The organism is Aerococcus sp. HMSC23C02, assembly GCF_001806805.1.
In the GTDB taxonomy this organism is placed as follows: domain Bacteria; phylum Bacillota; class Bacilli; order Lactobacillales; family Aerococcaceae; genus Aerococcus; species Aerococcus sanguinicola.
Map to the genome: position 1 here is coordinate 155262 of NZ_KV786060.1, position 21376 is coordinate 176637.

General features: G+C 48.5%; 19 protein-coding genes and 3 tRNA genes. 4 read left to right on the forward strand and 18 right to left on the reverse strand.

Annotated features, from left to right (window positions below):
* The coding region (locus HMPREF3090_RS07400) for a CAP domain-containing protein (protein ID WP_246818694.1) at positions 1 to 782 on the forward strand (782 nt) is incomplete at its 5' end.
* 75 nt (positions 783 to 857) lie between these two features.
* Positions 858 to 1649, forward strand: coding sequence for a hypothetical protein (locus tag HMPREF3090_RS07405; protein ID WP_067974175.1), 792 nt, complete (start codon positions 858 to 860; stop codon positions 1647 to 1649).
* A 527-nt stretch (positions 1650 to 2176) separates the two neighbouring features.
* Here the strand turns inward: HMPREF3090_RS07405 and HMPREF3090_RS07415 are convergent.
* From HMPREF3090_RS07415 to HMPREF3090_RS07485, 15 genes are all read right to left on the reverse strand, one after another.
* Positions 2177 to 2821 (reverse strand): V-type ATP synthase subunit D, encoded by a 645-nt coding sequence (locus tag HMPREF3090_RS07415; protein ID WP_067974168.1) that lies wholly within the window; start codon positions 2819 to 2821, stop codon positions 2177 to 2179.
* Between the two features lie 6 nt (positions 2822 to 2827).
* Positions 2828 to 4225: a V-type ATP synthase subunit B gene (locus tag HMPREF3090_RS07420; RefSeq protein ID WP_067974165.1), complete on the reverse strand. Its 1398-nt coding sequence runs from the start codon at positions 4223 to 4225 to the stop codon at positions 2828 to 2830.
* Positions 4225 to 6003: a V-type ATP synthase subunit A gene (locus tag HMPREF3090_RS07425; protein WP_067974162.1), complete on the reverse strand. Its 1779-nt coding sequence runs from the start codon at positions 6001 to 6003 to the stop codon at positions 4225 to 4227. Before HMPREF3090_RS07425 ends, HMPREF3090_RS07420 begins: the two co-directional genes overlap by 1 nt.
* A 44-nt stretch (positions 6004 to 6047) precedes the next feature.
* Positions 6048 to 6359: a V-type ATP synthase subunit F gene (locus HMPREF3090_RS07430; protein ID WP_070486383.1), complete on the reverse strand. Its 312-nt coding sequence runs from the start codon at positions 6357 to 6359 to the stop codon at positions 6048 to 6050.
* The gene (locus HMPREF3090_RS07435) at positions 6349 to 7350 is read right to left on the reverse strand and encodes a V-type ATPase subunit (protein WP_067974156.1); all 1002 of its coding nucleotides are present in this window, start codon (positions 7348 to 7350) and stop codon (positions 6349 to 6351) included. The genes HMPREF3090_RS07430 and HMPREF3090_RS07435 overlap by 11 nt, the downstream gene beginning before the upstream one ends.
* 15 nt (positions 7351 to 7365) lie before the next feature.
* The gene (locus HMPREF3090_RS07440) at positions 7366 to 7947 is read right to left on the reverse strand and encodes a V-type ATP synthase subunit E (RefSeq protein WP_067974152.1); all 582 of its coding nucleotides are present in this window, start codon (positions 7945 to 7947) and stop codon (positions 7366 to 7368) included.
* A 119-nt stretch (positions 7948 to 8066) separates the two neighbouring features.
* On the reverse strand, positions 8067 to 8549 hold the full coding sequence (locus tag HMPREF3090_RS07445; RefSeq protein WP_067974149.1) for a V-type ATP synthase subunit K: 483 nt from the start codon (positions 8547 to 8549) through the stop codon (positions 8067 to 8069).
* A 28-nt stretch (positions 8550 to 8577) separates the two neighbouring features.
* Complete coding sequence (locus HMPREF3090_RS07450) at positions 8578 to 10542, reverse strand: V-type ATP synthase subunit I (protein WP_070486385.1); 1965 nt, start codon at positions 10540 to 10542, stop codon at positions 8578 to 8580.
* On the reverse strand, positions 10529 to 10855 hold the full coding sequence (locus HMPREF3090_RS07455; protein ID WP_067974142.1) for a hypothetical protein: 327 nt from the start codon (positions 10853 to 10855) through the stop codon (positions 10529 to 10531). Before HMPREF3090_RS07455 ends, HMPREF3090_RS07450 begins: the two co-directional genes overlap by 14 nt.
* Positions 10856 to 10945: 90 nt before the next feature.
* Positions 10946 to 11446 (reverse strand): tRNA adenosine(34) deaminase TadA, encoded by a 501-nt coding sequence (gene tadA, locus HMPREF3090_RS07460; RefSeq protein WP_256364778.1) that lies wholly within the window; start codon positions 11444 to 11446, stop codon positions 10946 to 10948.
* 429 nt (positions 11447 to 11875) lie between these two features.
* A complete protein-coding gene (locus tag HMPREF3090_RS07465; protein WP_070486387.1) occupies positions 11876 to 13093 on the reverse strand; it encodes a CapA family protein in 1218 nt (405 codons plus the stop codon).
* A 96-nt stretch (positions 13094 to 13189) separates the two neighbouring features.
* On the reverse strand, positions 13190 to 14179 hold the full coding sequence (locus tag HMPREF3090_RS07470; protein WP_067974139.1) for a lactate/malate family dehydrogenase: 990 nt from the start codon (positions 14177 to 14179) through the stop codon (positions 13190 to 13192).
* Positions 14180 to 14602: 423 nt separating this feature from the next.
* Positions 14603 to 14866 carry a hypothetical protein gene (locus HMPREF3090_RS07475; protein WP_067974136.1) on the reverse strand — a complete coding sequence of 88 codons (264 nt, stop codon included), beginning with the start codon at positions 14864 to 14866 and terminating at the stop codon, positions 14603 to 14605.
* A 596-nt stretch (positions 14867 to 15462) separates the two neighbouring features.
* Complete coding sequence (locus tag HMPREF3090_RS07480; RefSeq protein ID WP_067974132.1) at positions 15463 to 17976, reverse strand: ATP-dependent Clp protease ATP-binding subunit; 2514 nt, start codon at positions 17974 to 17976, stop codon at positions 15463 to 15465.
* Between the two features lie 26 nt (positions 17977 to 18002).
* Positions 18003 to 18464: a CtsR family transcriptional regulator gene (locus HMPREF3090_RS07485; protein WP_067974128.1), complete on the reverse strand. Its 462-nt coding sequence runs from the start codon at positions 18462 to 18464 to the stop codon at positions 18003 to 18005.
* Between the two features lie 250 nt (positions 18465 to 18714).
* Here HMPREF3090_RS07485 and HMPREF3090_RS07490 point away from each other — a divergent pair, with 250 nt between their 5' ends.
* On the forward strand, positions 18715 to 19653 hold the full coding sequence (locus HMPREF3090_RS07490; RefSeq protein ID WP_067974124.1) for a carbohydrate kinase family protein: 939 nt from the start codon (positions 18715 to 18717) through the stop codon (positions 19651 to 19653).
* A 12-nt stretch (positions 19654 to 19665) separates the two neighbouring features.
* Positions 19666 to 20871 (forward strand): NupC/NupG family nucleoside CNT transporter, encoded by a 1206-nt coding sequence (locus tag HMPREF3090_RS07495; protein ID WP_067974120.1) that lies wholly within the window; start codon positions 19666 to 19668, stop codon positions 20869 to 20871.
* A 188-nt stretch (positions 20872 to 21059) separates the two neighbouring features.
* Here HMPREF3090_RS07495 and HMPREF3090_RS07500 read toward each other — a convergent pair.
* From HMPREF3090_RS07500 to HMPREF3090_RS07510, 3 genes are all read right to left on the reverse strand, one after another.
* Positions 21060 to 21133 (reverse strand) — tRNA-Pro (locus HMPREF3090_RS07500).
* A 3-nt stretch (positions 21134 to 21136) separates the two neighbouring features.
* A tRNA-Arg gene (locus tag HMPREF3090_RS07505) sits at positions 21137 to 21210 on the reverse strand.
* Between the two features lie 14 nt (positions 21211 to 21224).
* Positions 21225 to 21310: transfer RNA gene (locus tag HMPREF3090_RS07510), tRNA-Leu, on the reverse strand.
* Positions 21311 to 21376: the final 66 nt, after the last annotated feature.

The following is a 21376-nucleotide window of genomic DNA, read 5'->3' on the forward strand; positions in this document are numbered from 1 at the left end:
TCCACGACGATTTTGACGACGATGATCAGGATGACAACCTAGATGATAACGATTACGACGATATTCATGACGGTTATGACGATGACCAGGATGACGACCTAGACGATGACGATTATGACGATATTCATGACGATTTTGACGACAAGCAGGATAAGGCTAAGGAAAGCCGCCCTATCCCTGTGGCAGAAGTTACGTCCCTTGCTAGCGAAAAAACCGTTGATTTAAGCAAGGCTCAACCAGACTTCAATTTAATTCCAAGGGCTGAAGCCAGCACCCAGGAGACAGCAACAACGGACACCAAGCAAGATCCGACTACAGTGACTACGCCAAGTGCTGATGCAGTAACCCTGGCTAACCAGAGCACGACCTCCCTCAGCCAGGCTATCAGCAAACATTTCCACGACCTGGTCAACCAGGAACGTACCCAGCAAGGCTTAGCGCCTTTAGCCTACCAAGATAGCTATCAAGCCGCAGCCAACAACCGGACCCAGGAGATTATCGATTGCTTCTCCCATACCCGTCCCAATGGCCAAGCCTTCCACACGGCTAATGGTTTTGAGAGTGCAGGCTCCTATGTGGGTGAGAATATCCAGCAGACCTATGCTAGCCCTGGCACTTCAGCTGAAGCCATCGCTCAAGAGCTCTTCAACAATTGGAAGAATAGCCCTGGCCATTATGCCAATATGATCGATGCCAACTACAAGGGCCAGTCGCTCGGCCTGGAATTCATCCAGAATGGTGACCACACCCTCATCTATTCCGCACAGATTCTTGGCCAATAATCCTTAAAGACTGCTTTCTGCTGGACTTTCTTTTATAATAGACTTAAGAATCAGAATAAAGGGAGGCCAGCAAGCGTGACCCAAAATAAGAAAAAAAGCCAAGCTGCCAAGATCGAAAAGGTTAAGAAGCGTGCCCTTGAAGCCATGCGCCAGCCTTTTAAACAAAAATCGGCCGAAGAAATCCAAGCTGAGATGCGGCGGCAAGCCCATTATGGTTTGAAGGTCTATGTTAGCCAGTGGGGGGATAGCCTCTCCCAGCTCGCACTAGCGTCAGGACGGGATGTTGTCGACCTTGTTCACGATAACCAGCTCGACTATAAAGATCGGATAGACACGGGAAGCCTAATTGAGGGCGTCCTGGATGACTTAAACGACAAGGCAGCGGGGGAAGAAGTTACTGAGGAAGATCCCCTCTTCGACCCTGAGCTAAGCTTAGCGAGTGAACAAGCCAGCGTCCGCCTGAGTCCCGAGCCAGCCCGAGGAATTGCTCCTGGCAAAGATGAGGAGAAGACAAGTATGACAAATAACTTATTTGATGCAATTAACCAAGAGCGCCAACGCCTAGGCCTCCATGCCTTGCAAGAGGCCAGCGACCAGGGCGGCTTTATCCGCGCCTTAAACGACCAAGCTGTTCTCTATAGCTACCAAGATGCTGACCAAGACTTGGTGACGGAAATCAAGGTTCAAGTGAATGCGGATGACGCAACGTCTGAGGAAGAGGCCCTAGCAGCAGGCTGGGAGCTCTTAAAAACCCAACCCCTACTCTACCAACAAGTCACCCAGGCCCTCTACCGCAGCCATTACGCCAACCTCCAGCCCAAGCGTGATGGATACACGCTCATTTATGGTTTAAAAACTTCTGAATAACAAGAAAAGCACAGCTGAACTTTGAACCAGCTGTGCTTTTTGTTGGGATTGATCGAGGAGGCCTGGATTTATGTGTGTTAGGGATTGGTAGATGGCGGCAATTTGCGAATGGAGGGGGAGTTCGCAAGTTGAGGGGCTCCAACTTGCAAAGGGACTGGGAATTCACAAGTTGCAGAACGCCAACTCGCAAACAGACCGGATATGCGCAAGTTGCAGAACGCCAACTCGCAAAGAGAGCCTCCATTCGCAAGCTAAGCCGAAGCTACTTGCTATCGAAGGCTTCCTCTGCAAGTTCGCTAGTCTCCGCTTCAAATTCCAGAGCGGAACGCCTGCTCACCAGCACCCTTCCCAAGAAAAAAGTCTGGGACAAAAGTTCCAACCTCTTTTAAAATTTTTTTCAAAACCTGCTCCAAAAGTCAGCTCTGACTCCACTTCACAAAGGATGGGCGAGCCTCTACAAGGCTCTCCCCTCCTTTGCTCCAGTGGTTCAGAGCTGGACGACTTTTGTCGCACTCTATTTCTCAAATTTAAGCCTTTTCGCCCATATCTTTCACTTTGATCATCCGGGTCTTGGTTGACCGTTCGTCTTCTTCGAGTTTGGCTTCGATGTAGTCGATGGTTTCCTCGGTATCAGGAATCATCCGGTACTCGAGAGCGTTTACCCGGCGGCGGGTACTTTCGATTTCGTCTGCCATGAGTTGGCAGGTTTTTTCGATTTCGCTGAGTTCAAGTAGGCGCGGCATCACTTGGGTCATGGTTTCAATTGCTTCGTCCAATTCGCTTGAGGTATTCAAGTAACCATAGGCAAATTTTTCATTTTCACTTTCTTGCTCTTCGGAGTAGTGGAATTGCATCTTAGGGACGTCAACGCTCATGATGTTTTCCTTATGCATTTCCAAAGAGACTTCTTTGGTTGGAATTGCGACGAGTTCATCGATGAAGGCTTGGTTCATCAATGAAGACGCAAGGACAAAATTTTGAAGGGCGCCGGAGAGTTGGGCTTCAACTTCCTCGCGCAATTCGTTATTTTGGCGGATCAAATCGATAAATTGACGCATCAGTTCGTCTTGCTTATCTTTGAGCAATTTGTGTCCGCGTGTCGCTACGTCTAAACTTTTCTTCAGGTTGCGCAGTTCCATCCGCGTCGGTTTGACATTTAACGCGTTGGCCATTTAGCATCACGCTCCTTCAGATTCAGTTTCAGCGTCTTCCGGATAGTATTTCTCAATCAGTTTGTCGTTAATCCGGGTCAATTCGGACTTAGGCAAGATAGCGAGGAGTTCCCAAGCTAAATCTAAGGTTTCGAAGATGTCACGGTTGGTGTTGAAGCCTTGGTTGACATATTCTTCTTCAAAACGTTCGGTAAACTTGAGGTAAAGCTTGTCAGTATCAGAGAGTGCGGAGTCCCCGAGTACGACCGCTAATTCTTTGGCTTCCTTACCCTTGGCATAGGCTGAGAACAACTGGTTCATGGTGTTGGCGTGGTCTTCACGCGTCTTACCTTCCCCGGTCCCCTTGTCTTTCAGACGAGACAGGGATGGCAACACGTTGATTGGTGGCCGAACCCCATTGTTGTAGAGCTCATGGTCTAAGATAATCTGACCTTCTGTAATATAACCGGTCAAGTCAGGGATTGGGTGGGTAATATCATCTTCCGGCATGGTTAAGATCGGAATCTGAGTTACCGACCCATTAGCCCCGCGGATCCGTCCAGCACGTTCATAAAGGGTTGACAGGTTGGTATAAAGGTAACCTGGGTAACCCCGACGCCCTGGCACTTCACGGCGGGCAGCGGATACTTCACGCAAGGCCTCGCAGTAGTTGGTCATGTCCGTCATGATAACGAGGACGTGCATGTCCTTCTCATAGGCTAGGTATTCCGCAGCTGTTAAAGCGATCTTAGGGGTTGCCAAACGTTCAATAGCTGGGTCATTGGCTAAGTTGATAAACATTACAGACCGGTCAATGGCGCCTGTTTCACGGAAGGAGTTCTCGAAGAATTTAGCTTCTTCAAAGGTTACCCCCATGGCAGCGAAGACTACCGCGAACTGTTCATTGTCGTTCAACACATTAGCTTGGCGAGCGATCTGAGCCGCTAATTCTTGGTGGGGTAAACCTGAACCTGAGAAGATTGGCAGTTTTTGCCCACGAACTAGGGTATTCATGTGGTCAATGGTTGAAATCCCCGTTTGGATAAATTCATCCGGATAGTCACGGGCCATTGGGTTAATGGCTGTCCCGTTAATATCGCGCATTTCATCTGGGATGATGGCAGGGCCACCATCGTTGATATTGCCTAAACCATCGAATGAACGACCAATCATATCTTCTGATACGCCGAATTCGAGCGGACGGCCTTTGAAACGAACCTTGGTATCGCGCAAGTTGACCCCTGAACCGCCCCCATAAATTTGGACAACGGCACGGTCTTCTTGGATTTCTAGGACTTGGCCGACCCGGCTTTCGCCCGTTTGCATTTGAATTTCAACCAATTCATCGTAGCCGACTCCCTCAACGTCATCAACAATCATCAGAGGGCCATAGACATCTGTTACGGATTTATATTCTTTTAACATTATTCAGCCCCTCCCTTTTGTACAAGATCACGCATGGCAGGCTTAATATCTGCCTTCAATTGGTCAAGTTGGTCGAGATCATCTTCATGGACATACTTCATCCGTGAGATGCGTTCGCGAATATCTTGGGTGCCCTTCATGATTTCGTCGTAGTAAGCGCCAAGTTCCATGGCTTCACGCGCTTCATCTTCGAAGGTCAAGATAATATCTAGCATCTTATATTGCTTGTCGAAAGATGTGGTAGCATCGACATCATCGAATGAGTTTTGTTGCAGGTAAGCTTCACGAACCATGGCTGCAACAGTCAGTGTTAAGCGGTCACGTTCAGACAAGGAGTCAATCCCTACCAGACGGACAATTTCTTGGAGGCCGTCTTCTTCTTGCAGGGTCGACATGGCACTGCTGACCATTTCTTGCCAGTTGGTACCTGTTTCTTCAGAGATCCCTTGAGTCACGTCATCGAGATAGAGTGAGTAGGAATCTAACCAGTTAATAGCTGGGAAGTGACGTTGTTGAGATAAGTTGGAATCGAGTCCCCAGTATACCTTCACAACGCGGAGGGTATTTTGGGTAACTGGTTCTGAGGTATCCCCGCCTGGAGGTGACACGGCACCGATCGCTGTAACAGCCCCAGTCCGGCCTTCGCTCCCTTGAACTTCAACGATCCCGGCACGTTCATAGTATTCCGCGATCCGTGAGCCCAAGTAGGCAGGATAACCTTCGTCCCCTGGCATTTCTTCCAGACGCCCAGACATTTCACGGAGGGCTTCGGCCCAACGTGAGGTGGAGTCCGCCATGATAGCAACGGAATAGCCCATGTCACGGAAGTATTCGGCTATGGTAATCCCGGTATAGATGGACGCTTCACGGGCGGCAACCGGCATGTTGGAAGTATTAGCAATCAATACGGTCCGTTCCATGATAGACTTGCCGGTATTCGGGTCGATCAATTCTGGGAATTCGTTAACAACGTCCGTCATCTCATTCCCACGTTCCCCACAACCAACGTAGACAACGACATCTGCGTCCGCAAACTTAGCGATCTGGTGTTGGAGAACGGTCTTACCAGCACCGAATGGCCCTGGGATGGCAGCAGCGCCCCCCTTGGTGATAGGGAAGAAGGTATCAACTACCCGCTGGCCGGTGGTCATAATGGTATCTGGTAATAATTTCTTCTTGAATGGACGTCCAATACGAACTGGCCATCTTTGTGAGAGGCCATAGCCCTTCTCTTCACCGTGCTCATCGCGGATCACATAAACGGTATCGTCTAAGTCATAGTCGCCAGAAGCGATCTTAGCGATGGTCCCTTTGACCCCATTCTGTACCATGATCCGGTGTTCAATGACTTCACCTTCTTGAACTGTCCCAACGATATCGCCAGCTTCGACGCTATCGCCTTCTTGGACTGTCGCTTCGAAGTGCCATTTCTTCTCACGGTCGAGTGGGTCAACATGGGCCCCGCGTACCAAGTAATTGGAGCCTGTTTTTTCCATAAAGTCTTCGAGTGGGCGTTGGATCCCATCGAACATACGTGTTAAAAGTCCTGGACCTAATTCTACTGATAAGAGCTCCCCGGTTGGGCGCACTTCTTCTCCTGGGGTTAAACCAGAAGTTTCTTCATAAACCTGGATAGACGCAACGTCACCGTGCATTTCGATGATTTCGCCCATGAGGTTTAATTCGCCGACGTAGCAGATTTCCTGAACGGCAGCGTCTTCCATGCCGGAAGCTTTAATCAGTGGACCAGAAACTTCTACTATTTTCCCTGATTTCAAATCTTTTCCTCCCTCTAATGGTTGTTTCACTGAGATGGCTGGACTTAGAGGATATTCTGTCCGACAGCCTTCTCAACATTATCTTGGACACGTTTCTTCCCAATGCCGAGGCTGCCCTTGTGTGAAGGGATCAAAATAACAGCAGGTACGACTTGGGTGTCGTAGTGGGAAATCGTGTCAGGTATCTGTTCAGAGATTGTTTCGGTGAGATAGATGATACCGTATTCGTTCTTTGCTAATTCATCGACTTGCTTACGGGCTTCCTGGCCGTCATTAACGGGGAAGGCGTCGAAGCCGATCAATTGAAAAGGAATCACGACATCTTTTTCACCGACGACTGCAATTTTATGAGCCATAGATAGGTCGCATCCTTTCCTTAATTGCTTGCTCATCTAAGTCATTGGCCTTGCCAACTAGGATCAAGCGAATATTGGTAATTTCATTCTCTTTGAAATACAAGTAAGCTAGGGCTGGTAGGGGGCCAAATGCCTCCAATTGAGCCAGCTTCATCTCTTCTGCTTCGGTTTCTTCGATCCGGCCTTCTAATTCCACCACATTGGTGCTTCCATCTTCATGGAGGGCATTGCCTAAATTGCCCCCATAGAGCAGGGACTTGTAGGCTTGGGCAATAGCTGCGTGGTTGTGGGAAACGGCATAGTCGATGATTTCATCGCTATCCAGGGTGCCCTTGTCACTTAAGACAGCCCGCATAAAGCCCTTGGACCGCCCTTGTTGGATGGCCCGGACAAGCATGGACAGGTTGGCAAAGTCGATGGTCATGTCTGCCACCCGGTCCACACCGGGATCATTAATTTCATCAGCGATCTCCCGCATATTGTCGAGATAGGCTGAATCTAAGATGATAGAAATGGCATCGTAAGAATGATATTTCTCAAAATTCTCCCGTACATCGCGGATACCTTGGATCATGGATTGGTCAAAACCCTCGCCATCTCCGGTACGCACTGCCCGGCGCAAGCTTTCAATGCTGTGCCGGCCAATAGGTAGGTAAATATCCGAGAAGTCGCGCTCAGCGTACCATTCCTTGAAGAGGACCTTCAAATTATGGTATTCATAGCGCAAGGCGTAGAAGTCAACCACACGTGGATCCGGTGTACTTGCGTAGAGGTCATTATAGGCCCGGCGCAAGTCCGCCATTAAGAAAGCATCGAAGTCTCTCGTTTCCTCAATGTCCTCTGGTAAGTTGTAGTCCGTCTTACGCAAGACATTGAGCGCCTCGCTTAAAGAAGTTGCCTGTAACATGGCGTTGTAATCCGACGCTTGCAAAAGACTGGTCTCTTGGACGCGGACGGAAACATTCAACCCAGCATATGCTGTATTTTCCATTTTGACAACTCCTTTCTAATTAAACGCGCGTTTGGAAATTTCGGCAGAAAGAGCTTCCTCTTGTTCCTCGATCAGTTGGTCAAAAGTAAAGTTATAGTCCATCCCCTCTTGGGAGAGAATGAAGCCGCCTTGACCGCGTAAGTTTTGGTCAGCACGCTGCAAGTTTGGATAGTCTCCTTGAAGCTGGGCTAAACCTTGGTCGGTCAATTGCTTCTCTGATTTCGATCCAAGCTGTAAGACAGTCGCTTGGTCTGTATTTAATTGTGATAGAGCACCTTTGACAAATTCGATAAACTCATTTTCTGGAAGTTCTGTCAATCTTGTCACAGCTTCGGTATAAACCGCTTGGATCAAGTCTTGCTTCTTAGCTAAGACTTGGTTGCGCATTTGGTTGTTATAACCTTGCTTCTTACGGTCTAGGTCACGCGCCGCTTGGTCTTCTAGGGACGCCTTCTTATCTTCAGCGTCTTTCTGGATGCATTTTTTGCGAGCGGCTGTGTCTTGTTCAAGCTTTTCTTTGCCTGATTTGAACTTGGCATCTTCCTCCTGGCTAATCTTAGCGAGGACATCCTGAGTTAAATTTTGAATGGTTGCCATACAGTGCCTCCTTTCCTCTGTAGATTGTCTGGTGATTGGTCATCAAGCTGGAAAATTATATTCCCGCTTCGCTTTAGGCTGCGAGAGCTGGCCTAGGCCAGCTCTTACCCGTGTCCCAACTAGCCTTGGATTTGTAGGACTAGGAGTAGAGACATAACGAAAGCTAAGATTGCGTAGGTTTCCACCATAACGGCGTAAACAATTGCGTTAGAAACGTTTTCTGGACGTTTCGCCAAGATTTGCATACCTGCAGCGGCAGTTTGACCTTGGTATTTAGCTGAGATCCAACCAACAATCCCGATAGGAAGAGCGGCCATTAAATAGAGAAAGCCTTGTTGTAAGCTTAATTCATTCCCTAATTGTAAGTAGATCATGAAACCTACCACGAAGCCGTACAAACCTTGGGTACCAGGTAGAAGTTGCAAGATCAAGGATTGGGCGAATTTTTCAGGTTGGTCTTTAACTAAGGCAGCAGCAGCTTGACCAGCTTCACCAACACCGCGAGCAGAACCCATACCTGAGAACATTACGGCAACCGCTACACCTAACATAGCGAAGATTGCGCCACCATTTTCAACAAAAAAGCTTATCCAGTTTTCCATTACTATACCTCCGTATTATATATTGTGTCTATTTGTCAGAGTTATTTAAACGTACATATTTCTCTAGGGTATTGATTGGGCTGAAGGCCCGGCCGTCCCCTTCATAGAACTTACCGAAGAATTCTACGAAGATCAAACGCAAACCGTGAACGTAACCACTCAGAACTGAGAGGAATAAGTTGAAGGATTGCAAGGCGATAATCAATACGATCCCAATTGTGAAACGAATTGGGGCTGGGAAGAAGCCAACAAGCATGTTGAAGGCCATGGCAATGGATCCACCAGAGATCCCGAGCGCCATCAGACGGGTATAGGAGACTAAGTCACCAACATAGCCTGAAATCCCATAGATATTGTATAGACCTAGCCCAGCGGCCAGGAGCTTCTTATCTTGGAAGATAACGGGTACAATAATCATTCCGGCAAAGCCGATAATGGAAACCCATTTCCCAATTGTTCCAACTTCTGGCATTCCAGCCATGGCACCGATTCCCCAGGCACCTAGGCCGAGTAAGATCAGGATCCAACCTAAACCATCGCTATAGGCAGATTCTATATTGCCCCGGCGTACTTCAAGGTAGATCTTGATGCAAAGGGCCACTAAGATATGGATCAAACCAATCACAACAGAGGCTGCCATAATTAAGATAGCGTCCCCCGTCGGATCAACAATACCGGTTGGAATGGATTCCCCAAAGAAGGAACCATAGAGCAAACCAACGAGCATGGTAGGATAGGACAAGTAATGGCCAAATTTGACCATCCGCGCCGCCCCTTTGCCAAGATCCATCACTTTCATTGCGACAAGGGTCCCTAACCAGAGCACCAGGCCATAGCCCAGGTCCCCCATCATCATCCCAAAGAAGAGTAAATAGAATGGGGTAATGAATGGTGTCGGGTCAATCTCTCGGTAGTTTGGCACCCCGTACATTTCAGTAATCATTTCGAAAGGCGCATTCAGCGCATTATTCTTAAGTTTAGTAGGGACTTCATTATTGTCGATCGCTTCTTCAGTGATTTCTTCTTCCACGACAACAAAGTTATCAGCCCCAATATTGGCTTCCAATTTTTGGATGAGGGCATCATAGTCCTCTTCATCGGTCCAACCGCTCATTAAGATGAGATAGTCATTATCATAGGTCAGTTGGACAGCCAGGGCACGTTGAGACCGGTTGTAGGCCTCCTCAGCAACTTGCTCCACTAAAGGGATCTTAGTTTCTAAGCCCTGGAGCGTCTTAACGACGTCTTCTTCTTCTTTGATCAGTGACTTGCGCTTGTCTTCCAAGTTCTGGAAGGCTGCTTCTGGGCCTTCTTCATAGGGATAATCGAAGGGTTGGAAGTGGTATTGGGCCAAGCGCCCTTGGAAATCTTCAGCTTGCGACTTGCGGGTCACAGCTACCACCCCAATTTCATCCTCATTGGAGAAGGCTTCTAATAAGGAAATATCCTCATCTTTTGTATCTTCCTTAAGGGCATGCCACTGGCTGCTTGAACTATCGTTAGGGACAGTCCCCAAGGAAACGGCAAAGTGGTCCAGTTGATAAAGCTCGGCTGGGTTCACATCCAGGCTCCGCCAGTTAGAAACAGCCGTCTGTTCATCTTCCACTGTTTCCCGGGTGGAGATAATGTTTTCCCGTTGATTGTAGAGTTTTTCGACCTCTTCAATTAAAACCTGGCCTTGGTCCAGGTCCACTTCTTGGTGGAGACCTTCTAGACTAAAGACAGGACGCTTATGGGTGAGCTTCTCCATCATGGACCGATCTTTAGCATAACGGGATAGGATCACTAAAGCCCGCTCTGCTCTTTGGTAGAGATCATCATATTGGACATAGTCTTCAGATTTCACTTGTGCCGCATCAACCGCATCTTCAGCATCTTCCCTAGGCAGGGCCGACACTTCGACACTCTGCAAGGCCTGTAAGTTTCTCACCAGGTCTTCCTTTAGTGCAGGTTTCGATACAATCGACAACTTCTTCATTTTAGCTATTGCCATATGATTTTCTCACCTCCTCAACAACATATGCGACCAAATCCTCTTTGTTCTCGTCAAATTTTTGACCGAGGCCTTGAATTTGGCCCTGATTTTCTTCATCTGCTTGTGCTTGGTATTCGGCATAGGCTTGATCAAGTTCGGCCTTCTTGTTGGCCTTGAAATCAGCCACTTCGGCATCTTTTTCTTCTGTTAGCGCTTTTAATTTTGCCCGATATTCGTGACGTAATTGCTCTAACTTGGCTTCAAAATCTGCTTTAATGCCCTTAGCTTTTGCTTCTGCATCAACAACCTGCTGAATCGTTTGGTTCGCCAATCGCTCCACCCCCCTTTATAAGAATCATTATACCTTATCTTCTACTACTAAGCATAGCCTGACAACAACTAGCCGCTCTTTTAAGAATAATTAGTGCAAGTTGTTTTCTTCCTTTCGAGGCTTCCGTGACGCCCGCTTACGCTGCTTACGCAATTTTCTAAAAAAAGACGTCAACATCTCGCTGCAGGCTGTTCCTAGAAGGCCGCTGGTCACTTCAACTTGGTGGTTAAAGCGCTCATCAGTAACAAGGTTCATCAAAGAACCTACTGTGCCAGCCTTGGGATCATAAGCCCCGAAATAAAGATGTCGAATCCGCGATAGAATAATTGCCCCGCTACACATTGGACAAGGTTCTAAAGTGACATACATATCACAATCCATCAGTCGCCAATTATCCAAATAAGCGTTGGCTTCACGAATGGCCTGCATCTCCGCATGGCTTGTGGCATCATTGGACTGCTCGCGCAGGTTATAGCCGCGTCCAATCACTTGGCCATCTTTAACGACAATCGCACCAATCGGTACCTCGCCTAAAGCTTCCGCCTTCTTGGCTTCCGCTATGGCCAAACGCATAAAGTCTTCATGCTGCAAACAACCACCTCAAATTCGGAATAATCAAGCAGAGCCAGCATGAAAAGTTTCTGCTTGGCTCTCAATTTGGAAAGGGCTATTCGCCTTCCATAGATTTCAAAAGATATGTTCCCACAATTATTACTTTACGATAATCTAAGCCATTGGTCAAATTATTTCTTTCTCAAAAAACGATATTTTACCGTCTTTGAAGCCCTTCCAGAAAGTAAAATCTGCCCCTGACCCAAAGTTCAGAGGCAGTCATATAATAGGAAAGTTTCGACTTGTTCTGCTCCCTCAGATGGTTTATTTGAACCGACAAGTCTTGCAAGGATCTTAAAGATTCTTTACTTTTCATTTCTAAAAAGCTAATTTTTGTATTTATTAACCGAGACTGTGACAATAGTCGCTTAGACCTGGACTTTTATCCCAGCCCATTCATTAACCACTTTAATCATCAATTCCGGGACTAGCTTGGTAGCTCTGCTTGGCTTTTGGCCAGTCCAAACCCACATGGTCCTTAACCGCGGCATAGGCCTGGTCGATTCGTTCTCGGACAACTGGATCAACTCGGTCGCGGTAAGGGCCACCAGCTACGAAATCATCGAGGATATAAGTTTGATAGAGGTATTGCTTGCGGTTGAAGGTCTGGGAATAGGTCCCCAGATCTTCCCGGGCCACCCAACTTGGCCGGGCTTGAGCCTCCTTGATCCGGGTCTTGCCCCCCTTCTTCTCGAAGGTCAGGTCCATCAAAACCCCGCGCTCGGTCCAAATATCCCCCTCCATCGTTTCTGCACGCTGGTTGGAGAGGAAGTTACCCATAGAATAAATAATCAGCTTCTTATCTCCCTCATGGTCGATAACCTCAGCAGGTTCAATCACGTGAGGGTGGCCACCCAAGACCACATCCGCTCCCCAGGCCACCATCTTATGGTAGCAATCAATTTGTTCCTGGCTTGGTTCCAAGGCATACTCCACTCCCATCTGGGGCATGACGACAGTCACATCTGCAACTTCCTCTGCCCGCTCGATCTCTTGACGCATCTTCTCTTCGTCGAGGTCAGAGAGGCAGGAGGCATAGTCGCTAGGGCTCAGACCTGCCTCCAGACCATTGAAGCCGTAAGCATAGGCGAGGAGGGCAATCTTGATCCCATTGACTTCCTTAACCAAGATATCGGCCTCCTGGCGGGGTGTCTTCGGATAGACTCCCAGGGGCGTCATCCCCCGCTGGCTGAAGCTAGCTGCCGTTGAGCGGAGCCCTTCAAGTCCCGAATCTAAGATATGGTTATGGGCCAGGTCCACCACATCATAACCCGTATCCGCCATGGCATCAGCCACCGCTTCAGGGGCATTGAAGAGCGGGTAGCCGACCAGAGGCTTGCTGGGATCAATCGTCCCTTCAAAGTCCGCCAGACTGAGGTCGGCCCTCTGAATCCAAGGCTTGACATAAGTGAAATTGGGATGGAAGTCGAAAGAGCCGTCGACCTGGGCAGCGCTAGCAAAGATCGGATCATGGTAGAGCAAGTCGCCATGGGCCATGATGCGCGCTTCGTGGACGATTTCTGCTTTCGGCTTCGCTAAAGGACTTGAAGCCGCCTGGCAGCCCGCTAAAGCCAATAAGGCAAGCGATAAGACGATGCGAATACATTGACGCTGGATATTTTTCATTATTTTCTCCTTTAAAGCTTGTCTAAGCAAAGAAAAAAGCCGTCAGCTTCCGCTCCCACAAGCTCTGCTGCGGCTCTGTCTTGACTGATAAGGGGCTTACTGCTTGCGGTAGTCTTGCAGCTTCTCCCGACCAAAGCGGATGGACTGGTCAATGACCGCCACGCTTTGGACTAGTTTTTCTTTTTCCCATTCGTTGAGAGGAATCTGGAAGGTCCGAACAACCCCTTGGCGGCCAATCTGGGCAGGCAGGCTGAAGGTTACCGCTTGGTCGAGGTCATAAATGCCTTGGCCAAAGAAGGTTCCAACAGGCAAGATCGTCTCTTGGTCCAGGACAATAGTCGTCAAAAGTTCCACCACTACCCGGGCAATGGCAGCATCCGTCACACCCGCCTTATCCATAAAGACATCATAAGCCGATTGGACAACTTCCTCTGTCAATTGGTCAACATCGAGGGGGCTAATCCCTTCAAAATAATCGCTCAGCTGGTCAAAGGGGATCCCCTGAACATTGAGATGGCTACAGGCTGCAAAAGAAGACATGCCGTGCTCCCCTAACATGTAGCCGGTCACTGACTTGGGATCGATACCGTAGTGCTCAGCCACCGCGTAGCGCAAGCGGGCTGAATCCAGCATGGTCCCCGTCGATAGGACCCTTTCTTTGGGGTAATGATATTCTGTCACTGCTAGATGGGCCAGGGTATCAACAGGATTGGAGATAAAGACCAGGATGGCTTCCCGGGTGTGCTGACAGATTCCTGACATGACATCATCCAGGACCGGAATATTATCTAGCAAAAGATCCTGACGTTCAGCCGGAATTTCATCTTCGTAGATGTGGGTTGCAGCAACTACAATCACATCCGCATCTGCTAAATCACTATAGTCACCGGCATAGACCCTCACATGCTGGGTCGAACCGAGGCCCATAGCATGGCGCTCGTCGAGGGCTTCTCCCGCTGCCTTCTCTTTTTTCTCATCAATCAAGACAATTTCAGAGAAGAGATTGGCAGCCAAAACATTGGATAAAATTTTGGAACCGACAAAACCTACTCCGACAATGCCTAATTTTTGGCCATAAATTGCCATCAGCCGTCACTCCTTTATGTTATTAATAGGTCAATTATAGCACAGATTAAGGGGATGATGAGAAAATTTTAATTTTTAAGTTGGGTTCGACTTGGCAGAAAGGGAGTGACTTCAGCAAAAGGGAACGATCGACTAAAGCCGCTCTTTTTCGTTTGGGCTCCAGTCATTCAAGCCTAAACGCTCTTGCTCTCACCCTATAGTCGGGTTCGCCAGAGCAGCTTTGGAGTGCTTTCGCAAGTTGGAAACGTGCAAGCGGGGCTTGCCCTTATTCCAACTTACTCCAAGCATCCAAAGCTGAGCGCTCTTGCTCACACCCTAAATAAAAAAGGATTGCCCGCAAGCAATCCCTCGTATTCTTAAACTGTTCTTTTTCCAGTCTTGACCATTGAGTAATAGTTCAGATACTCACCCAGACGGTTTGATCTAATCATCTGACCGGAAAGAGTCAACCAATTGGTAAAGGTCTGATGCCCGATCTTTCCACTTACCGGCTGAAGAATCATCCGAAAAGAAGGGCAACTTGTCGACCAAGTCTTGTCCATGGGCCTTGCCCTTCTTGCCCACCGTATCTAGCAAGTTACTAAAGGTCGATTCATTATCTTCTTCAAAAAATGCAACAGCAGCTACCGCTGTCACTGCAGCGAGAGAACCTAATACAAAAAGTCCCGCCTTTGTTTTCTTATCCATACCATCCACCTCACTTCTTCTGTTTCTAGCATTATACCATACAGGCTTGGCAGCTGAAAAGTTTGCCCTAGATATGATAAACAAAAAGAGTTGGCACCTGGCCAACTCTCTTCATATATCGTTTAGCTTATAGGGGCAGTGTCTCCTGGCTGGTCAACCCACACTTTATAGTCTCGTTTGGGGATTGAGAGCTGCTAACACACACTCCGTAAGCCTGATTGTGGGTTCATTTCTATCAATCCACAGTCAACGAGCTTGTTTGAGTCTTCAGCTCCGCCAGTCCACACTCCGCAGCCGCGTTTGTGTGCTAACCTCTATCAACCCACACTCCATGCTTACCGTTGTGTGTTCAGCTAACCGCCTGCCCTCACACCCTGTGTAGTCGGGTTCGCTAGAGCAGACTTGAAGTGATTTCACCCAATCGGAACGATCGGCTAAAGCCGCTCTTTTCCGTTTGGGCTCCAATCATTCAAGTCTAAACGCTCTTGCTCACACCCTTATCTAGTCGGGGTCGGGCTGACAGCTTTCCTGTCACTTCACAAGTCTCCGCCGCAGTCTTTCAGACTGCTCTGGCGACTTGCTCCAGTGAAGGAAAGCTAACCGCCTGCCCTCACACCCTGGACTTTCACTAGGCTTTCTTTTTCTTCGCTGCCGTCTTCGTGTTGGATGCGGATGTAGAGTTTGCCTTGGCGTGAGCCGATGGTTAGGCGGTCACCTTCTCCGACGGCTTGGGATAGGATGAGGTCGCTGAGTGGGTCTTCGATTTGGCTTTGGATTTCCCGACGCACGGGACGGGCTCCGTATTCTGGGCTAAAACCTTTTTCAGCGAGGACTTTGATGGCGCCGTGGGTAAGGCGGAGGTCAATACCTTGCTGGGCCAATTGGTCGGCCATGGCATCTGTAAACTTGCGGACGATTTCGCCCACTTGTTCTTGGTTGAGGGAGTGGAAGACGATAATTTCATCAATCCGGTTGAGGAATTCGGGACGGAATTGTTGCTTCAACTCTTCTCGGATACGTTGGCTCATCCGGTCATAGTCATGGCTGACGGACTCCTGGCCAAAACCGACTGTCTTCTCATCACGCAGAGCTGTTGCTCCGAGGTTAGAGGTCATGATAATGATGGTATTGCGGAAGTCCACCATCCGACCCTTGCTATCGGTGATGTAGCCATCATCGAGGATTTGTAAGAGCAGGTCGAAAATATCGGGATGGGCTTTCTCCACTTCATCAAAGAGCACGACTGAATAAGGGTGTTGGCGTACTTTCTCGGTCAATTGACCCCCTTCGTCATAGCCCACATAGCCTGGGGCAGAACCGATCATCCGGCTGGTTGAATATTTTTCCATAAATTCGGACATATCGACCCGGATCAAGTGGCGTTCGGACCCGAAGAGCTCTTCGCTCAGGCTCTTGGCTAATTCGGTTTTCCCGACCCCGGTTGGGCCTAGGAACATAAAGGAACCGATAGGCCGGTTGGGGTCTTTGATCCCGGAATGGGCCCGGCGTACAGCACGAGCCACCGCATTGGTCGCCTCATCCTGGCCTTTGACTCGACGGTGGAGGCGTTCCTCCAAGGCTAAGAGCTTCTGATTTTCCGTTTCGGTGAGCTGGCTAATCGGAATACCGGTCCATTGGGCAATGATTGCGGCAATCTCCTCTTCACCGATCGATAAGTTATAGTTTTGCTTTTTCTTCTTACGCTTGCTCTCTAACTTATTGAGGGCCTCTTCCAGCTCTTTTTGCTTGGCATGAAGCTTGGCAGCCTCTTGGAAGTTCTGCTCAGCCACACACCTTAGCTTGTCTTCTTCTAGTTGCCGGTAGTCGCGAACCAAATCCTGACTCTTGCCAGCTTGGTCCGTTTTCCCTTGGGCATCCAGACGTTTGGTTGCTGCGGCTTCATCCATCACGTCGATGGCTTTGTCTGGCAGGAAGCGGTCGGAAATATAGCGTGCGCTCAAATTGGCTGCCGCGTCAATGGCTTCATCGGTAATCGTCACTTGGTGGAAGTCCGCATAGGCTTGGCGGATGCCAGCCAGGATGGACCGGGTTTCTTCAATTGTCGGTTCATCAACTTGGACTTTGGCAAAGCGACGTTCCAGGGCAGCATCTTTTTCAATATACTTCTGATATTCATTGAGGGTGGTCGCCCCAATCACTTGAACTTCACCGCGGGCTAGGGCGGGTTTAAGGATATTGGAAGCATCCATAGTCCCTTCTGCTCCGCCAGCTCCGATAAGGGTATGCAATTCGTCGATGAAGAGAATGACCTGGCCATCTTGGATGACTTCCTCAATCAGATGTTTCATTCGATCTTCGAATTCACCCCGGTACTTAGTTCCCGCAATCAAAGAGCCCATGTCGAGCATCATCAAGCGCTTGTTCTCTAAGCTTTCGGGGACTTGCCCACTAACAATGGCCTGGGCTAGGCCTTCCGCAATAGCGGTCTTACCCACACCAGGTTCGCCCACGAGGACAGGGTTATTCTTAGTCCGGCGGCTGAGAATCTGGAGGATGCGTCGAGCTTCTTTTTCCCGACCGATGATGGGGTCAAGTTGGCCATTGTGGGCCCGTTTGGTTAAATCCTTGCTGACTGCATCCAAGGTTGGGGTCTTACTCTTGTGAGGATCAACTTTCCCTTGTTTCTTGCGTCCCGACCTATCTAAAGGCAGGCCGAGCATCTGGTAGATGTCACGGCGGATAATATCAGGATCCGCCCCCAAATTCCGTAAAATACGAGTAGCTAGGACTTCTTCTTGCATGAGAGCCAAGAGGATATGTTCGGTCCCTACTAAGGAAGCCCGATTCTTCTTAGCTTCCTCTGTGCTGAGATAGAGCACTTTGTTGGCACGGGGGGAATAGACAGGCTCGCCTAATTCATTATAAGGGTCTTGGCCTGACCCGTAGCCCACGACGAACTCAACCTCTTCTTTGAGGGTTTCATAGTCACCAATATGAGGGCTCAGGACCGCATGGGCGATGCCATCAGGTTCGGCTAAAAGACCCATCAACAGGTGCTCTGTCCCAATGGCATGGTGGCGGAAATCCTTCGCCGCATCTAAGGCATAGGCTAAGGCTTTCTGGGCTTTTTCCGTATAGATTTCTTTCATGGTCTAAACTCCAATCTTCGCGCAGTTTAATGATCGTATTTCAACTTACGAAGCACATTCGTTAAGATCAAGGCGCGTAAGGAATCGGCTTGGTTCACATGGGCCATGACGTCCTTGTCTAAGCTCGCATAGATCAAGCGCGCTTCCAACTTCGTAAGCAAGTCATTCTTGTGTAAATTACTAATAATTGCTTGGGCATCCTTATCTGATAATTCATCGCCAATCAGCTGGATCATCGAATCGATATAGTCCGCCTCATCAACTACCGTCATCTTAACGATCCGGATATAACCGCCGCCCCCACGTTTACTCTCCACATGATAACCGTTCTGGGGAGTAAAGCGGGTGTTAATGACATAGTTAATTTGTGAGGGAACACATTCGAAACGCTCAGCGATTTCACTCCGCCGAATTTCAACATTCGACGACTCCTGTAAGACTTGTTTCAGGTAGGCTTCTATTATATCAGACATGTTTTTATTACGCATTTTTAATCACCTCTAGTCTGACTAAGTTTGACGTTCAACTTTATCATACCGAATTTTCAGCCAAGCGTCAATATCTTTGTCTGGCAAAACTTGACCAAACCAAGCTTTTGCCCCGGTCTAATCGGCTTTAGAACAGCTAATTTTTAAAGCGCTTTCTCTTTACAATTTCATGAAATCGTGCCATTCTTAAGTAGAATTGTGTATAATAGAAAGCGTGCAATCTTATGCAAATTTTAAAGGAGGCAGTGGGATGACGAATGAGTCATATGTCGCAATTATCGGCGGCTTAAACATGGATATCGCAGGGATTTCTGGTCCCATGTACCGGGAGCGGGATTCCAACATTGGTCACATCTACCTGAGTCCAGGGGGTGTCGGCCGTAATATCGCGCACAATTTAGTGCAATTAGAGGTACCGACCTATCTCGTGACCGCTTATGGTGATGATGATTTTGGTTTACTAGTTGAAAAATCATGTCGAGAATTAAATATTTCCCTCGACTATGCAGAGAAATTAGAGGACGAACACACCTCAACCTATCTCTACGTCACAGATAGCGACGGGGATATGATTACCGGTGTCAACGATATGGATATCGTTAAACGTATCACACCGGACTTCTTGGCCGGCCGCTTGGACTTCTTAAACCAAGCCAAGATTTGTGTCATTGACGCCAATGTCTCCCGGGAGACGATTGAGTGGATTGTTGACCATGTCGAGGCGCCCCTCTATGTGGAACCTGTATCGGTTGCCAAGGCGGCACGTTTCGAAGCGGTATTAGACCGGATTGATACCATCAAACCCAACCAATATGAAGCAGAACTCTACACCGGCATCAAGATCTTGGACGAAAAAACTGCCCGTCAAGCCGCTGAGAAGCTTATTGATATGGGGGTTAAGAATGCCTTCATTTCCCTAGGCGCCAAGGGAATGGTCTGCGCCAACTCAGAAGAAACCCACTATGTCCCAGTGCTAGAATCCGACGTGGTTAGCGCGAACGGCGCAGGTGACTGTGCTATGGCAACCATTGTCTGGGCCAACTACCACTACGGCCATGAACTGGACATTAAAGAAGTGACCCAACTCGCCCAAGCTGCAGCGAATTTAGCAACCAGCACCATGCACTCGGTCTACGAAGACCTGTCAATATCAGCTGTTGTTAACCGCGCCCAAGATTATAAGCAATAGGAGGAATATACTGTGGGAATTATTCGGAATCTAATTGGGATCCTGGTCATCTTGGCCCTGGCTGCCCTCTTATCCTACGATCGTTCAAAAATCAAAAACAAAGTTAAAAACATTGTCCTGATGTTTGTCGCTATGTTGGTCCTCACCTTCATCTGCCTCAGGACCTCAGCAGGGATCACTGCTCTGGAAGGCATCTCCAACTTCTTCAGCTGGCTGATTGCCCAAGCCCAAGGCGGGATTAGCTTCGTCTTCGGTGGCATCGTCATCGAAGAAGGCGCCTCAGTCTTCTTCTTCAACGTTCTCTTGCCCCTGGTCTTCATTTCAGCACTGATTGGGATCTTGAACTATATCAAAGTTCTCCCCTTCATCATGAAATGGGTCGGAAAAGGGATCAACTTCATTACCGGTATGGGAGAAGTCGAAAGTCAATTCGCTATTTCAACAGCCGTGCTAGGTAACACCTCAGCTTTTATTTCGATTAAAGAAATTATCCAAAACATGGACCCTCGCTCCCTCTTCACCATCTGCTTGTCTGGGATGTCTGCAGTCGGAGCTTCAACCCTAGCTGCTTATATGCAAATGATTCCTGGCGAATATGTCGTTGTAGCAGTCTTCTTAAACATCTTCGCTGCTCTAGTGATCGCCAGCGTCATGAACCCTTACGAAGCGGAAGAAGTCGAAACCGGCGAAGAATTTGAACTGCTAGAAGAAAGTGCCGAAGACAAAGGCAACTTCTTTGACATGCTTGGCTCATACATCACCGACGGCTTCAACCTTGCTATTATTATCGCTGCCATGGTGATTGGTTTCGTGTCCTTGATCACCTTCCTGAACTCCATTGTTGAAGGGATCTTCGGCATCACCTTCACCGAAACCATGGGCTATGTCTTCTCACCCCTGGCTTTCATTATCGGGATTCCAAGCGAAGACATTGTCAAAGCGGGGAGTCTCATGGCGACCAAGCTGTTGACCAACGAATTCGTTGCCATGGGTGAATTCCAAAGCCTCCTGGGTGGGGCTAGTGCCAAGACCCAGGCTATGGTAGCCACCTACCTGGTATCCTTCTCCAACTTCGGTACCATGGGGATCACCCTCGGCGCCATCAAGGGCATTAGCGAGAAGCAATCCAAGGTCCTTTCCCAATCTTTAGTTAAGGTCCTCTTGGGTTCCATCCTCTCTTCCCTACTCGTAGCCAGCGTAGTCGGTCTCTTCTTCTAAAAGTAAAATAAAGCACAGTAAAAGCGATCGCTCCAAAGCCAGCTTATGGCTCTCGAGCGATCGCTTTTTGCATGGTTCGATTAAAATCAAAGCATAAGGAATGATCACCAATACTATTTATTATACGCCCCTTTTTATCACATGCCACACACAAAAAAGACCTTACAGAGCGTAAGGCCTTAATCGAGTCGGGAAAACAGGATTCGAACCTGCGACCCCTTGGTCCCAAACCAAGTGCTCTACCAAGCTGAGCTATTTCCCGGTATGCACCCAGCAGGATTCGAACCTGCAACCGCCTGATTCGTAGTCAGGTACTCTATCCAGTTGAGCCATGGGTGCGTATAAAATTATAATGCCGAGGACCGGAATCGAACCGGTACGGTGTGTAACCACCGCAGGATTTTAAGTCCTGTGCGTCTGCCAGTTCCGCCACCCCGGCCTATTAACAAGCAGATCCATAAAAAATCAAATAAGCGGAATACGAGATTCGAACTCGCGACCCCCA